Below are 13896 nucleotides of genomic sequence, written 5' to 3' on the forward strand. Positions count from 1 at the left end.
GCGGAACATCATGAGCAACACCATGTCCTTCCGTTCCTCCCTTCTCCGTCCGCTCGCCGTGGCCTCGCTGGTCATCGGGCTCGCCGTCCCGGCGCTCGCTGCCGAGGGCGCCCCCAAGCCTTCGCGCGAGGACTGGAGCTTCGCCGGCCCGTTCGGCAAGTTCGACCGGGCGCAGGTCCAGCGCGGCTTCCAGGTGTTCAAGGAAGTCTGCGCCTCCTGCCACTCCGCGCACCTCTTGGCGTTCCGCAACCTCGCCCAGCCGGGCGGACCGGAATTCAGCGAGGCGCAGGTCAAGGCCGTGGCCGAGGGCTATCAGGTCCAGGACGGGCCGAACGACGCCGGCGACATGTTCGACCGTCCCGGCCGCCTGTCGGACCGCTGGCCCTCTCCCTTCCCGAACGAGCAGGCGGCGCGCGCCTCGAACGGCGGCGCGTTCCCGCCGGACTTCTCGACGCTCGCCAAGGCGCGCACCTATGAGGTGGGCTTCCCCGGCTTCCTGATCGACATCGTGCGCCAGTATCAGGAGCAGGGGCCGGACTACATCCACGCCCTGCTGAACGGCTACAAGGAGCCGCCGGAGGGCTTCAACCTGCCGGAAGGCGCGCATTACAACGCGTTCTTCCCCGGCCACGCCATCAAGATGCCGCAGCCGATCTCGGACGACCAGGTGACCTACACCGACGGCACGCCGCAGACGGTCGACCAGTATTCGCGCGACGTCACCGCCTTCATGATGTGGCTCGCCGAGCCGCACCTTGAGACGCGCAAGCGCGTCGGCTTCCAGGTGATGATCTTCCTGATCATCTTCGCGGGCCTGCTCTACTTCACCAAGAAGAAGGTGTGGAAGAGCGTCGAGCACTGAGCGCGACGGCTTCGATCGACGAACCGCGAAGGGCCCCGGGAGGGGCCCTTTTCGTTTTGGGCAATGGTGTAGGCTGGACGGGCACGTCGACAGGAGGAAGACGCATGGGCGCTATCGACATCTCCGGCCATCTGCTGCGGGTCGGGTTTCTGATCGAGCCGCCTTTCGGCTTCCGCGCGGCGGACGGCGCGGCCGCCGGCTGCGACATCGAGACGGCCGCCCGCGTCGCGCGCGATCTGGGGCTTGCCGGCATCGCGCCTATCGAGGCCACCTTCGAGGAGCTTCTGCCGGGGCTGGCGGAGTCTCGCTGGGACATGACGGTCGCCCTGTTCGTCACGCCGGAGCGGATGCGGATCGCGGATTTCTGCCGGCCGATCTGGGCGCTGGGGGATGGGCTCCTGGTGGCGCAGGGCAATCCGCGTCGCATCGTCGGCTACGGCTCGCTGGCGGCGGATGCAGACGCGCGGCTCGCCGCCATCCACGGGCAGGTCCAGCATCACACCGCACTGAACCACGGCGTGCCGGTCGAGCGCATCGTGCTGTTCGACAGCTATGAAGCCGCCGCCGCGGCCGTGGCGGAGGGCCGTGTCGATGCCTATGCCAGCGTGGCGATGGCGCATCGCGGCCATCTCGCCCTTCATCCGTCGCTGCCTTGCATGGTGGTGGACGTTCCCCCTGCCGAAAGACCGCCATTACGCGGCGCCTTTGCGGTGGCCAAAGGGCGGGATGGGCTTCGCGCCGGGATCGATGCCGCGCTGCTCCGCTTCCTCGGCACCCCCGAACACGCCGCGCTGATGACGCGCTTCGGCTTCTCGCCGCCGGAAATCGGGCCGTTCGCCTGAGCTCACGCCTCCAGCCGCTCGACGAAGATGCAGTTGGTCAGCTCGAAGACCAGCGTGCCGGCCGGGTCGAGGCCGGTTTCGTGGGTGAAGACGAGCCCCCATTCCGGGCGGCTGGCGCTGCCTTTCTTGGCCGTCACCTCGCTCTCGAAGGTGAGGGTGTCGCCAGCGCGGACCGGGCGCAGCCAGCGCAGGTTCCTGAAGCCGGGAGAGGGGCCTATGCGCGGCACCTTCTTTCCCTCGCGCCGGAGCGTCTCGTGCAGGTGCGCGCAGGCCTGGGCGCGCAGCTTGGCGGCGATGGCGACCGTCTGCCAGCCCGACGCGACGAGGCTGCCGAAGGGCGTGCGGGCGCCCGCCAGGGGGTCGAGATGGAAGGGCTGCGGATCCCAGGCGCGCGCGAAGGCGACGATCTCCGCCTCGGTGAATGTGTGCGAGCCCAGTCGCGTGATCTCGCCGATCTCGATGTCCTCGAAGAACAGCATGGCGCGCCCTCAGATCGGCCGGAAGCCGGGATTGCGCCGGCCGAACATGACGGTCCCGACGAGGTCCATCATGACGTTGCCGTCCGTATCCAGCAGCTCGAAGCGGAATTTCACGAGGCCGGTCTCGGGCCGGCTTTTCGAGGAGCGCGTCTCCAGCACCTCGCGGCGCAGGCTCAGCACGGTGCCGGGGTGCACGGGGCGCAGGAAGCGCACCTCGTCCACGCCGGGCGAGCCGAGGCCGTCGCTGTTGAGCAGGAAGCCGTCGTCGGCCAGCCGCATCAGGATGCAGCACAAATGCCAGCCGGAGGCGGATAGGCCGCCGAGCCGGGTCGCCTCGGCGGCGGCATCGTCCAGATGGATCGGCAGCGGATCGTATTCGCGGGCGAAGGCGATGATCTCCTCGCGCCCGACCACATAGCGGCCGCAGCTCGCCACATGGCCTTCCTGAAAGTCCTCCCAGAACCACATGCACGCTCACCCCGGCCTGCGGCGGCCTGCCGGCTGCCCGTCCGCCTGCTTGTTTCAGGCAGAATGACAGGCGACGTTTCCCCGGCGGTCAAGCCCTGGCGGGCCGATGCCGCGGCGAGAGGGGGGCTTCGAGGGGTGAATCCGGAGGGCCAGCCCCTCTCATAGGAGCGGGCGGACGGCAGGTTCGCCCGTGTCCGCCCGTGTCTTCAGTTGGCGAAGCGGAAGTGCAGCACGTCGCCGTCGGCGACGACATATTCCTTGCCTTCCAGCCGCAGCCGGCCGGCATCGCGCGCGCCGGCCTCGCCCTTGCCCTTGACGTAGTCGTCGAAGGCAATGGTCTCGGCGCGGATGAAGCCCTTCTCGAAATCGGTATGGATGACGCCTGCCGCGCCCGGCGCCTTGGTGCCGGCGGTGATGGTCCAGGCGCGCGCTTCCTTCGGGCCGACGGTGAAGTAGGTCACGAGCTTCAGCAGCTCGTAGCCGGCGCGGATGACGCGGTTGAGGCCGGGCTCGTCGAGATCGATGGCCTCAAGATATTCCTTCTGCTCCTCGGGGGGCAGCACGGCGATCTCGCTCTCGATCTTGGCGGAGACGACGACCGCCTTGGCGCCTTCCTTCGCCGCCTGCTCGAACACCTGCGCGGAGAGGGCGTTGCCCTCCTTGGCGGAGGCTTCCTCGACGTTGCAGACATAGAGCACCGGCTTGGAGGAGAGCAGGCCGAGCATGCGGAAGGGCTTCTCCTCCTCGGGCTTCACCTCGACGAGGCGGGCCGGCTTGCCCTCGCGCAGCAGCACCAGCGAACGGCTGATGAGGTCGAACAGCTCCTTTGATTCCTTGTCACCGCCCTTGGCCTTCTTCTCCAGCGCCGGGGCGCGCTTCTCGAGGCTTTCGAGATCGGCGAGCATCAGCTCGGTCTCGATGGTCTCGATGTCGGCGAGCGGGGCGATCTTGCCGTCGACATGGGTGATGTCGCCATCCTCGAAGCAGCGCACCACATGGGCGATGGCGTCGCATTCGCGGATGTTGGCGAGGAACTGGTTGCCGAGTCCCTCGCCCTTCGAGGCGCCGCGCACCAGGCCGGCGATGTCGACGAAGGTGAGGCGGGTCGGGATGATCTGCTGCGAGCCGGCGATCTGCGCCAGCGTCTCCAGCCGCGGATCGGGCACGGCGACGTCGCCGACATTCGGCTCGATGGTGCAGAACGGATAGTTCGCCGCCTGCGCCGCCGCCGTCTGCGTCAGCGCGTTGAAGAGGGTCGACTTGCCGACGTTCGGCAGGCCGACGATGCCGCATTTGAAGCCCATGGTGCGATGCTCGGTCGAGAAGGGATGGTTGCCACCGTGGTTAGGCAAGACGGCGGGCGAGTGCAAGCGTGAACGGCTGGGATCAGCCGGGGCGGCTGGCGGGGGACTTGTTGCCGGCGGGTTTCTCCGGCGTGCCGAAGCCCTGCGCCTCCATGAACAGGTGCAGCCGGTTCTGGAACTCGTCGAGCCGGTGGGTGGCGAGGAGGCCGGCGAGATCGGCGCAACCGTCGCACACCGCATCCACCCAGCCGCGCTCGGCCTTGGCGAAGTCGCTGAGCACGTAGTTGTGCACCAGCGCCTTGTCGCCGGGATGGCCGATGCCGAGGCGGATGCGGGCGTAGTCGTTGCCGCAATGAGCGGTGATGGAGCGCAGGCCGTTGTGCCCGGCATTGCCGCCGCCGACCTTGTAGCGGACCTTGGCCGGGGGCAGGTCGAGCTCGTCATGGAAGACGAACACGTCGCGCAGCTCGATCTTGTAGAAGCGCTGCGCCTCGGCGACCGCCCGGCCGGATTCGTTCATGTAGGTCTCGGGCAGCAGGGCGAGCACCTTCACGCCCTCGATCTCGCCCTCGCAAGCCGCGCCCTGGAAGCGCCGGCGCCACGGCGAGAAACGATGCCGGCGGGCGATCGCGTCCACCGCCATGAAGCCGATATTGTGCCGGTTGCCGGCATATTTCGGCCCGGGATTGCCGAGCCCGGTGAAGAGCAACACCGCGCGTCTCCTCATCTGGCGCCACCATGGCGGGCGCCGAAACGGCAAGAGCCGGAAGCGGGCTTCCGGCTCTCATCGCAGGACCGGCCGGGCGCGGGGCGCGCGGCGCGGTCAGATGCCCGGCGCGATCAGGCTCGAAAGCCGACCGCGCCCGCAGAACATCACGCCTTGGGGGCTTCCGTCGCAGCGGCGGCAGCGGCGGTCGCGGCAGCCTCGTCGGCCTCCGCGTCCTTCAGACCCGACGGGGCGACGATGGTGGCGAGGGTGTCGTCACCATGGCCGGCCCAGGTCACGCCCGCCGGCAGCTTGATCGCCGAGAGGTGGATCGAGTCGCCGAAGCCGTACTTGGTTAGGTCGACCTCGATGGCTTCCGGAATGGCGTCCGCCGGAACGTTCAGCGAGACGGTGTGGCTGACGATGTTCAGCGTGCCGCCCTGCTTGAGCGCGGGGGCGGTCTCGGCGTTCAGGAAGTGCACGGGCACGTCGACCGAAAGGGTCGCGCCGACGGCGACGCGCAGGAAGTCGACATGCAGCGGGAAGTCCTTCACCGGGTCGAGCTGGTAGTCGCGCGGAATCACGCGGTGCTTCTGGCCGTCGACGTCGACGCTGAACAGCGTGGTGAGGAAGTGGCCCGCATAGATGATCTTGTTGATCTCGATGTGGTCCAGGGTGATACCGACGGGCGCCTTGCCGTCGCCGTAGATGACGGCGGGCACGCGGCCGGCGCGGCGTTCTGCACGAGCGGCCCCCTTGCCGACCTTCGTGCGCGCCTGCGCCTTCAGTTCCTTGATGGCGGTCATGGCTTGTCCTTACATGGTTGCAAAAGGAGAAGGCCGCTCGCGCGGCCCGTTCCTTCAGGCTTGGTCCGGTTGTGGCCGCGGCGCGCCTCCAGGGGTGCGGAAAGGCCGGGGCCGGGCGGGCTCATAGCAGCAAAAGCCTTGCAGGGCAATGTTCGGCTGCGCGCCCGGCGCTCAGAACTTGCCGAGCACGCCGGCCTTGACGGTGCCGCTGGGGTCCGAATCCGGGCTGATCGAGCGCTGGAACGAAATGAAGCGCTCATAGGAGCCGGAAGGCGCGCGCAGTTCCACGCCGGTGGTGACGGTCTGGCCGCTGTTCACCTCGACCGTGGCGCCGAGCTTCTCGTCACGGGCGCCGAGCGGCACATGATAGCTGCTGCCGACGGAGAGATTGTCGTAGAGCGAGGCGGAGCGGCCATCGGCGGAGGCGCCGAGGGTGCCGGTGCTGTAGACGCTCAGATTGTCCTGCTGGAGGCCGACCCGCCCCTTGATCTCGCCGCTGCCGCTGGTGGTGGTCTTGTTGAGCAGGCCCGATACCGGCGCGGTGGCGCTGGCCGAGGAGGAGACGGAGAGGCTCGCGGCTCCCTGCTTCACCTCGACATTGGTCGGCAGCTTGGCGCGCTTCGCCTTGGGCGCGGGGCCGGGCACGAGCCAGAGCGGCGGCTCGTCCTTCTCCTCAGCCTCCACCGGGCGACCGAGGCCGAGCTCGATCGAGTCCCACAGCGACGGCGCCACGGCCATCTCCGCATCGGGGTCGAAGGGCTCGACCTGCGCCGGCGGCTCGGCCGGCGCGCCCGTGGCGGGGGCGGCGTCGGCGGCGTGATGCGCGGCCTCGTAGGGCGAGGTGCCGGCCTCGTCCGTCTCTTCCGGTGGGGTGACGAGAACGGAGATGCCGCTCCAAGGATTGGCGGCATAGCCGGGCAGCGAGCCGTTCGACTGGGCGACGGCCGGGGCGGCGAGGGCGATGAAGGTGGCGCTGGCGATGAGCGCACGTGAGCGGCGCGTGGTCATGCGCGTCATGGCGTCGTCCGGTTCATACGTGAGCCGGTAGTCTGAGGCCGAACTGTGGAACGATGATGGCGCAGCGCACAAAAGTGCGGCTTGAGGTCGTCCGGAAAGGCATGGCCGCCATGCGAGGTCGGCGGGCGGGGCGCTCAGTCGAAGAGGCTGGAGACGCTTTCCTCGTGCGCCGTGCGGCCGATGGCTTCGGCAAGCAGGCTGGCGATGGAGACGACGCGGATGTTGCGCGCCACGCGCACCGCCTCGGTCGGCTGGATCGAGTCGGTGATCACCAGCTCCTTGAGGTTGGAGGCGGTGACGCGCGAAACCGCGCCGCCGGACAGCACGCCATGGGTGATGTAGGCGTGCACCTCGGTGGCGCCGCGCGCCAGCAGGGCATCGGCCGCATTCACCAGCGTGCCGCCGGAATCGATGATGTCGTCGACGAGGATGCAGCGGCGGCCCTCGACGTCGCCGATGACGTTCATCACCTCACTCTCGCCCGGCCGCTCGCGGCGCTTGTCGACGATGGCGAGCTGGGCGTCGATGCGCTTGGCCAGCGCACGGGCGCGCACCACGCCGCCGACGTCCGGCGAGACCACGGTGATGTTGGAGAGATCGAAGCGGGACTTGATGTCGGCGACCATCACCGGGGCGGAGAACAGGTTGTCGGTAGGGATGTCGAAGAAGCCCTGGATCTGCCCGGCATGCAGGTCGACGGTGAGCACGCGGTCGGCGCCGGCATGGGTGATGAGGTTGGCGACCAGCTTGGCGGAGATCGGCGTACGGCCGGAGGAGCGGCGGTCCTGCCTGGCATAGCCGAAATAGGGGATGACGGCGGTGATGCGGCGGGCGGAGGAGCGGCGCAGCGCATCGGTGATGATGAGCAGCTCCATCAGGTGGTCGTTGGTCGGGAAAGAGGTGGACTGGAGGACGAAGACGTCCTTGCCGCGCACGTTCTCCTGGATCTCGACGAAGATCTCCATGTCCGCGAAACGGCGGACCACCGCCTTGGTCATCGGCGTCTGGAGGTACGCTCCGATCGCCTCCGCCAGCGGCCGGTTTGCGTTGCCCGCGACGAGTTTGATCGAACCGTTCTTGTGAGACATTTCCGGCGCGCTCCCAGCCGTAATTCTTCCGCCCGACCGTCTTACAACCGTCGCGCAGCCCTGATAGGCGGGCCGGCCCGCGCTGTAAAGCGGCGAGACCGCGCGTGGAGCGCCTTGTCCCTATGCGTTGCCGTCAGGTCTCACCGGCAGCGGCGTACCGGCGCCAGGCTCAACCCACGGTCTCAGGGATGGGCGGCGAAGGTCAGCGCGTTGGCGGGGGCGCCGGTCGCTGGCGCCTCGGCCACGGCCTCGCCCGGTTCCTCCGCAGCGGCCGCATCGGCGACCGCCGGGCCGTCATCCTCGCGCACCGGCGGGGCGTCGGCGGGATCGGGCTGGCGCGCGGCGGCGGCCGGAGTGCCGCTCGGCGTGCCGCCGTTGAGGCGGGTGGCGATCTCGTCGATGCTCTGCGCAGCGATGCGCTGAAGCATGGCATCGTCGAGCTTGTTCCAGACGTCCTTGCCGGGCCCGACCTTCTCCACGCCGGAGATGCGCATGATGCGGTCGCGATCGGCGTCGAACACGTCCCAGGCCCAGTCGACCTCGCCCTTGCCGTTCTCGACGCTGGCGGCGAGGTAGCCGCGCACGCGATAGGCCGCCTGCCCCTCGCGCGAGACGATGGGCATCTGGCGGGCGGTGGCTTCGCTGGAGAGATTGGCGACGAGGCGGTCGAACACCGGCTCGGGCGGGCCGTCGATGGATTCGAAGGCGATGGCCTTGGTTCCGGCCGGAACCTTGGCGGCGACAGGCTTGGAAGAGGCGATGGAATTAGGAGAGGCGACGGAATTGGTCGCGACCGGCTTATTGCCGTCGGTCTGGCAGGCACCAAGGGCGAGGGCGGCGAGCAGGGCCGCGATCGTCGGCAGGTGCCGGCCCCGCGGGCGGCGAAGTCGCTCGGTCATAAGCACCCATCCCTGTGAGCCGGTCGCGGCGCGTATCTCCCCGAAGCGGAGTCGCGACCGTCGCCGACGGACGGGCAATGGTTAAGACCAATTAACGATTAGGTCCAGAGGGGGCGCCGTTCAGACTTCATTAGCGTTAACACGAAAAGGTTCGGCAAATGCCCCCGGCGCCGGGCGACGCCCGCCCGCCGATCTTGCGTCAGACGAGGGTGATCGCGGCGACCAGCCGGCCGTAGTCGGGCTCGTTGCGGTGGGTGGAGCGGCGGTAGCTGTAGAACCGCTCTTCGTCCGCATAGGTGTTCAGCCCGAGATCGTCGATGGTGCCGACGCCGAGCCCGGCAAGGCGGGCGGCGATGTAGCCGGGCAGGTCGAACATCGCGTGGCCGGCCCGGGGCGAGGGCGCCAGAAAGCGGGCATTGACGGCATCCAGCGCGGTAAGGTTCTCCACGAATTCCGGCCCGACCTCGTAGCTCTCCTGCCGGATCAGCGGCCCGATGGCGGCGACGATGCGCGCGCGCCGGGCCCCGAGCTCCTCCATCCGGGCGAGAGTGCCCTCCAGCACGCCGCCGACCGCGCCCTTCCAGCCCGCATGGGCGGCACCGACGACGCGGGCCTCGGGATCGGCGAACAGCACCGGGCCGCAATCGGCGATGGAGACGGCGGCGGCGATGCCGGGCGTCGCGGTGGCGACGGCATCGGCCTTGGGGCGTTCGGCCCACGGCCGGTCGACGACCACGCAATCCGGCGAGTGGATCTGCCAGGCGGTGAGCAGGTGCCCGGCCGGCACGCCGAGCGCCCCGGCCATGCGGGCGCGGTTTTCCGCCACGCGCGCCGGGTCGTCGCGCGAGCCGGTGCCGCCGTTGAGCCCGGCATAGATGCCTTCCGAGACGCCGCCCTCGCGGGTGAAGAAGGCATGGCGGATGCCGGGAAGGGCCTTGAGCGCGGCAGATTCGACCTTCATGCGGGTGTCCTCGGAAATTCCTCGTCCGGCGCGAATCCGGCGATGCTGTCGAGTTCAGGATGCACCAGAGCGAGTGCCTTGAAGAGGGTGCCCATCTCCGCCGCGCCGGTTCCCGCGAGACGCGCGCGCGCCGCGTCGATGGTTGCGCGGGTGGAGGCGTCGGCGTCGCGCTTCAGCCGCTCGGCGCGGGCATCGAGGCCGAGCCGTTCCAGCAGCGCGCCCTGACCGATGGGCCCGAAGGCACGGGCGCCGGCCGCGGCAGCGGCGCGGGCGAGGGCGGCGAAGTCGACATGGGCGGTGAGGTCGGCCTCGCCGGGATGGGCGAGCACATCGTCATAGGCGTGGGCGCGCAGCGCCTGCAGCGTGTCTCCGAAGCCGCCGGCCGGCTCCCGCTCGCCGCGATGGCCGTAGTCGATGAAGAGCGCGGCGCCGCCGGTCGTCGCGAGGCGGGCGCCGAGCTTCTCCGCGATGGCGAGGCCGGCGGGGCAGATCTCTAGCAGTGCGCCGGACGGGGCCGCGCGCAGCCGCGCCTCGGCATGGGCGTCGAGCCGGGCGCCGGGACGCAGGCCGAAGACGAGCGCGCCATCCTCGCCCCGGCCCACCATCCGCTCGGCGATGCCTTCCGGCGTGCGGACGAACTGGCGGATCGGCAGGGCGTCGAAGAACTCGTTGGCGAGCAGGATGAGCGGGCCGGCAGGCAGCTCCTCGACTGAGCCAACCCATTCCGCGCTCTGGCCGTTCAGCTTCTCCGCCTGCTTGTCCCGCAGCCGCGGCGAAGCCTCCACCAGCACGACCCGCGCGGCCTGGAGGAAGCCGGGAACGACGCGCGCGGCGCGCAGCGCGTCCGCCATCATCGTACCGCGGCCGGGGCCGAGCTCGGCGAGGACGAAGGAGGCGGGTGTGCCGAGGCGCATCCACGTGTCGGCCGCCCACAGGCCGAGCAGTTCGCCGAACATCTGGCTGATCTCCGGCGCGGTGATGAAATCGCCGGCGGCGCCGAAGGGGTCGTGCGTCGTGTAGTAGCCGAGCGTGGGATGGAACAGGCACTGCTCCATATAATCGGCGACCGTCATAGGGCCGCCTTCCGCGATCCGCCGCGCTATGGCTTCGGCCAGCGGGGTCATGCCGGTGCCGTCATGCCGGAATATCGGCGCCGAGCGCCGGGCGCCGGCGGGCGCGCAGCATCAGCCAGCTGCCCAGCGCCAGCATCGGCAGCGAGAGAACCATGCCCATGGTGAGCCAGCCGCCATAGAGATAGCCGAGCTGGGCGTCGGGCTCGCGGAAGAACTCCACGAAGATGCGCGCGCAGCCATAGAGGAAGACAAACAGGCCGGCGACCATGCCCGGCCGTGCCAGCGCGCCGGCGCGTATGGCGAGCAGCAGTATGGTGAAGATCGCCACGCCTTCGAGCCCGGCCTCGTAGAGCTGGCTGGGATGGCGCGGTTCCGGCCCGCCATGGGGAAAGACGAAAGCCCACGGTACGTCGGAGGCACGGCCCCAGAGCTCACCGTTGATGAAATTGGCGAGGCGGCCAAGGAACAGGCCGACCGGCACCACGGTCGCGGCGATGTCGAGCATCGAGACGAAGGGCAGTCCGCGCCGGCGGCAGAACAGGTACATCGCGAGGATGGAGCCGAGGAAGCCGCCATGGAAGGCCATGCCGCCGTGCCAGAGCGTCAGCGCTTCCCACGGGTTCGCCGCGTAATAGGGCAGGTTATAGAACAGCACATAGCCGATGCGCCCGCCGAGGATGACGCCGAGCGCGATCCACACCACCGCGTCGTCGAATTCCTCCGGCTGGATCGGCGCGCGTCCGCCCCACAGCGCCGGGCTGGAGCACAGCTTCTTGGCCATCCACCAGCCGAACAGCAGGCCGGCGATATAGGCGAGCGCGTACCAGCGGATCGCGAACGGCCCGAGCTCGATCAGCACCGGATCGATGCTGGGGAAGGGCAGGGCGAACAGCGGCGGGGCGAGCATGGGCATGGCGGATCGGGTGGTTCTGGGCGGGTGGCGGAACGGACGGCGGCGCGGCGCTGCTCTTGCCCGCCCGAGGTGACAGCATCAAGGCGGGTCACTCCTAGCGCCTTATGGTGTACCGACCGTTACCACCGCGCATGGCGGCCCGCCGGAACTTGCCTGTTTGCCTGCCTCTTGCGCACCGCAGCACGCGGCCCCATTCTTCTCGCAAAGGCACGGCATTATACCGGCCCGGAGCTTTTCCCGTTCGAGACGCCGCCTGACCGGCCGGGAAACGTTCCAATTCGTTGAGTTTGGAGCCCTCTGCCCTCCGATGGCGTTCATCCGCGGAAAGGGGCCCCACGTCGGGAGATGACCATGACCCAGACCACCAGCCGAATCTTCGATGATTTCGCCCGGCTGATGAACGACGCCGCCGGCATGGCCACGGGCGTGCGCCGCGAGGCGGAGACCGTGATGCGCGCGCAGGCCGAGCGCCTTCTGCGCGAGCTCGACGTCGTGACCCGCGAGGAATTCGAGACGGTAAAGGAACTCGCCGCCGCCGCCCGCGAGGAGAACGAGCGGCTGGCCGCCCGCATCGCCGCGCTCGAGGCCAAGGAGTCCAAGCTCGAGGCGACGATCGATCCGCCGGATTCGCTGGGCTGATCTTTCCCGGACCGACACCCTGTGGACGCATCGCTTCCGCGCTTGCGGGGGTGGGGCGAATCCCCCGACAACTTTGTCATGAACCCGCCTTTTCCGCGGGTCCTGATCCAACGGTCGTAGCGAGGTACGGATTCAGCGCGATATAGTCGGAGAAACGGTGATTCGTTCGATTCTCGAACGGGTTGACGGATAAACCGCCGCGTTGATTGCGTTCGACCCCCTCCGCGTCCACCCTCGCGAGGTCGAGCATGACCTATACCGATTTCGAAACGGACAGCCGCCTCAATCCGCTCGATCTCGTCGAGCGCATGGCCGCGCTCAACGAATGGTCGTTCGAGCGTTCGGCCGAGGACGAGATCACCATCTCGCTGGAAGGCCGCTGGACCGACTGCCACGTTTCCTTCCAGTGGATGGACGAGGTGGAGGCACTGCATATCGCCTGCGCCTTCGACCTCAAGGTGCCGGAGAAACGCAAGACCGAGGTGCTGCGCCTGCTTTCGCTGATCAACGAGCAGATGTGGGTCGGCCATTTCGACCTCTGGTCGAAGGAAGGCGTGATCATGTTCCGCCATGCCCTACTGCTGGCCGGCGCGGAAGCGACCGACCGCCAGTGCGAGGTGCTGATGGAATGTGCCATCGAGGCGGTGGAACGCTACTTCCCCGCCTTCCAGTTCGTCGTCTGGGCCGGCAAGTCGGCCCGGGAGGCGATGGACGCCACGCTGTTCGAGACCGTCGGCGAGGCGTGAGCGGCGGGCGGCCGGGACGCCAATGCTTCCCGGCCGGCGTGTTTCGAGGCGGCCCGCCGGACGCTTCGGCAGGCCCGTAGGCACGGCGCCGGGCTATCCTTGATTCCCATTGCCAAAGGCGCCGGGGCCCGGCACAAGGCCGGGCATGACGGCGCGCCACGGGCGTCGCCGGGGCAGGAATGGGGATCGCGATCATGGCCATACTTTCCGATATTCCCGGCCGGGTGCTGCTCGTCGGCGCCGGCAAGATGGGCGGCGCCATGCTGGAGGGCTGGATCGGCCTCGGGCTCGATCCGGCACGTGCGGCGGTGATCGACCCCGGCCCGCCGCCCGAGGTCGCCGCCATGATCGAGGCGCGCGGCGTGGCCCTGAACCCGCTGAACGGCGGCGTTCCGGCCGTCATGCTGCTGGCGGTGAAGCCGCAGGTGGCGCCCGACGTGCTGGCGAAGGTCGCTCCGCTCGCCGGCCCCGGGACGCTGATCGTCTCGGTCATGGCCGGGCGCACGCTCGCCTTTCTCGAAGCCGCCTTCGCACCGGGCACCGCGGTGGTGCGCTCCATTCCCAACACGCCGGCGGCGATCGGGCGCGGCGTCACCGTCGCCGTGCCGAACCCGGCGGTGACGCCGGAGCAGATGAGCATCGCCGATGCGCTGCTGCGCGCCACCGGCGGGGTGGAGTGGGTGGAGGACGAGGCGCTGATCGACGTCGCCACCGCCGTTTCCGGCTCGGGCCCGGCCTATGTGTTCCTGCTCGCCGAGGCGCTCGCCGCCGCCGGTGCGAAGGCGGGCCTGCCCGCCGACATGGCGGACCGGCTGGCGCGCGCGACCGTGGCGGGAGCGGGCGAGCTGATGGTGCAGACCGGCATCGACCCCGCACAGCTGCGCAGGAACGTGACCTCGCCGAACGGCACGACGGCGGCGGCGCTGGCCGTGCTGATGGACGAGGCGAAGGGCTTCGGCCCGCTGCTCGCCGAGGCGGTGGACGCGGCGGCGCGGCGCTCGCGCGAGCTTGCCGGCTGACGGAAGGCCGGATCTCCCGGAAAATTGCGCCGGCGAGGGCACGATTGCGCTGCCGCAAGGCAGGGGAGAGGGCG

At 69.4% G+C, this 13896-nt stretch carries 16 protein-coding genes; 5 read left to right on the forward strand and 11 right to left on the reverse strand.

The features are described 5' to 3' along the window. Positions 1–10: 10 nt before the first annotated feature. Both FO470_RS19815 and FO470_RS07095 read left to right on the forward strand, forming a co-directional pair. Positions 11–862, forward strand: a complete 852-nt coding sequence (locus FO470_RS19815) for a cytochrome c1 (RefSeq protein WP_144342253.1) — start codon at positions 11–13, stop codon at positions 860–862. A 104-nt stretch (positions 863–966) separates the two neighbouring features. Then, positions 967–1704 carry a transporter substrate-binding domain-containing protein gene (locus FO470_RS07095; RefSeq protein WP_144342254.1) on the forward strand — a complete coding sequence of 246 codons (738 nt, stop codon included), beginning with the start codon at positions 967–969 and terminating at the stop codon, positions 1702–1704. A 2-nt stretch (positions 1705–1706) separates the two neighbouring features. Here the strand turns inward: FO470_RS07095 and FO470_RS07100 are convergent, their stop codons facing one another. From FO470_RS07100 to lgt, 11 genes are all read right to left on the reverse strand, one after another. Beyond that, on the reverse strand, positions 1707–2183 hold the full coding sequence (locus FO470_RS07100; protein WP_144342255.1) for a MaoC family dehydratase: 477 nt from the start codon (positions 2181–2183) through the stop codon (positions 1707–1709). Between the two features lie 9 nt (positions 2184–2192). Beyond that, on the reverse strand, positions 2193–2651 hold the full coding sequence (locus tag FO470_RS07105) for a MaoC family dehydratase (RefSeq protein WP_144342256.1): 459 nt from the start codon (positions 2649–2651) through the stop codon (positions 2193–2195). A gap of 206 nt (positions 2652–2857) precedes the next feature. After that, on the reverse strand, positions 2858–3955 hold the full coding sequence (gene ychF, locus FO470_RS07110; protein ID WP_144342802.1) for a redox-regulated ATPase YchF: 1098 nt from the start codon (positions 3953–3955) through the stop codon (positions 2858–2860). 82 nt (positions 3956–4037) lie between these two features. Next, complete coding sequence (gene pth, locus FO470_RS07115) at positions 4038–4667, reverse strand: aminoacyl-tRNA hydrolase (protein ID WP_144342257.1); 630 nt, start codon at positions 4665–4667, stop codon at positions 4038–4040. Between the two features lie 161 nt (positions 4668–4828). Continuing rightward, positions 4829–5467, reverse strand: a complete 639-nt coding sequence (locus FO470_RS07120; RefSeq protein ID WP_144342258.1) for a 50S ribosomal protein L25/general stress protein Ctc — start codon at positions 5465–5467, stop codon at positions 4829–4831. A 171-nt stretch (positions 5468–5638) separates the two neighbouring features. After that, positions 5639–6484, reverse strand: coding sequence for a hypothetical protein (locus FO470_RS07125; RefSeq protein ID WP_144342259.1), 846 nt, complete (start codon positions 6482–6484; stop codon positions 5639–5641). Between the two features lie 134 nt (positions 6485–6618). After that, complete coding sequence (locus FO470_RS07130; protein WP_144342260.1) at positions 6619–7572, reverse strand: ribose-phosphate pyrophosphokinase; 954 nt, start codon at positions 7570–7572, stop codon at positions 6619–6621. A gap of 182 nt (positions 7573–7754) precedes the next feature. After that, positions 7755–8471, reverse strand: a complete 717-nt coding sequence (locus FO470_RS07135; protein WP_144342261.1) for a hypothetical protein — start codon at positions 8469–8471, stop codon at positions 7755–7757. A gap of 199 nt (positions 8472–8670) precedes the next feature. Continuing rightward, the gene (gene pgeF, locus FO470_RS07140; protein ID WP_144342262.1) at positions 8671–9432 is read right to left on the reverse strand and encodes a peptidoglycan editing factor PgeF; all 762 of its coding nucleotides are present in this window, start codon (positions 9430–9432) and stop codon (positions 8671–8673) included. Next, a complete protein-coding gene (locus FO470_RS07145) occupies positions 9429–10556 on the reverse strand; it encodes a class I SAM-dependent methyltransferase (RefSeq protein ID WP_144342263.1) in 1128 nt (375 codons plus the stop codon). The genes pgeF and FO470_RS07145 overlap by 4 nt, the downstream gene beginning before the upstream one ends. A gap of 10 nt (positions 10557–10566) precedes the next feature. Beyond that, on the reverse strand, positions 10567–11418 hold the full coding sequence (gene lgt / locus FO470_RS07150) for a prolipoprotein diacylglyceryl transferase (RefSeq protein ID WP_144342264.1): 852 nt from the start codon (positions 11416–11418) through the stop codon (positions 10567–10569). Positions 11419–11769: 351 nt separating this feature from the next. Here lgt and FO470_RS07155 point away from each other — a divergent pair, with 351 nt between their 5' ends. The 3 genes from FO470_RS07155 to proC all read left to right on the forward strand — a co-directional run bounded on the left by FO470_RS07155 (position 11770) and on the right by proC (position 13822). Next, complete coding sequence (locus FO470_RS07155; protein ID WP_144342265.1) at positions 11770–12057, forward strand: accessory factor UbiK family protein; 288 nt, start codon at positions 11770–11772, stop codon at positions 12055–12057. A 248-nt stretch (positions 12058–12305) separates the two neighbouring features. Beyond that, complete coding sequence (locus FO470_RS07160) at positions 12306–12803, forward strand: type III secretion system chaperone family protein (protein WP_144342266.1); 498 nt, start codon at positions 12306–12308, stop codon at positions 12801–12803. 194 nt (positions 12804–12997) lie between these two features. Beyond that, positions 12998–13822: a pyrroline-5-carboxylate reductase gene (gene proC, locus FO470_RS07165; RefSeq protein ID WP_144342267.1), complete on the forward strand. Its 825-nt coding sequence runs from the start codon at positions 12998–13000 to the stop codon at positions 13820–13822. Positions 13823–13896: the final 74 nt, after the last annotated feature.

It is taken from the genome of Ancylobacter moscoviensis, from assembly GCF_007559435.1.
Lineage (GTDB): Bacteria > Pseudomonadota > Alphaproteobacteria > Rhizobiales > Xanthobacteraceae > Ancylobacter > Ancylobacter moscoviensis.

Coding starts and splice junctions, on each gene's coding strand:
- FO470_RS19815 (WP_144342253.1), top strand. CDS start 11: ATGAGCAACACCATGTCCTTCCGTTCCTCCCTTCTCCGTCCGCTCGCC.
- FO470_RS07095 (WP_144342254.1), top strand. CDS start 967: ATGGGCGCTATCGACATCTCCGGCCATCTGCTGCGGGTCGGGTTTCTG.
- FO470_RS07100 (WP_144342255.1), bottom strand. CDS start 2,183: ATGCTGTTCTTCGAGGACATCGAGATCGGCGAGATCACGCGACTGGGC.
- FO470_RS07105 (WP_144342256.1), bottom strand. CDS start 2,651: ATGTGGTTCTGGGAGGACTTTCAGGAAGGCCATGTGGCGAGCTGCGGC.
- ychF (WP_144342802.1), bottom strand. CDS start 3,955: ATGGGCTTCAAATGCGGCATCGTCGGCCTGCCGAACGTCGGCAAGTCG.
- FO470_RS07120 (WP_144342258.1), bottom strand. CDS start 5,467: ATGACCGCCATCAAGGAACTGAAGGCGCAGGCGCGCACGAAGGTCGGC.
- FO470_RS07125 (WP_144342259.1), bottom strand. CDS start 6,484: ATGACGCGCATGACCACGCGCCGCTCACGTGCGCTCATCGCCAGCGCC.
- FO470_RS07130 (WP_144342260.1), bottom strand. CDS start 7,572: ATGTCTCACAAGAACGGTTCGATCAAACTCGTCGCGGGCAACGCAAAC.
- FO470_RS07135 (WP_144342261.1), bottom strand. CDS start 8,471: ATGACCGAGCGACTTCGCCGCCCGCGGGGCCGGCACCTGCCGACGATC.
- pgeF (WP_144342262.1), bottom strand. CDS start 9,432: ATGAAGGTCGAATCTGCCGCGCTCAAGGCCCTTCCCGGCATCCGCCAT.
- FO470_RS07145 (WP_144342263.1), bottom strand. CDS start 10,556: ATGACCCCGCTGGCCGAAGCCATAGCGCGGCGGATCGCGGAAGGCGGC.
- lgt (WP_144342264.1), bottom strand. CDS start 11,418: ATGCCCATGCTCGCCCCGCCGCTGTTCGCCCTGCCCTTCCCCAGCATC.
- FO470_RS07155 (WP_144342265.1), top strand. CDS start 11,770: ATGACCCAGACCACCAGCCGAATCTTCGATGATTTCGCCCGGCTGATG.
- FO470_RS07160 (WP_144342266.1), top strand. CDS start 12,306: ATGACCTATACCGATTTCGAAACGGACAGCCGCCTCAATCCGCTCGAT.
- proC (WP_144342267.1), top strand. CDS start 12,998: ATGGCCATACTTTCCGATATTCCCGGCCGGGTGCTGCTCGTCGGCGCC.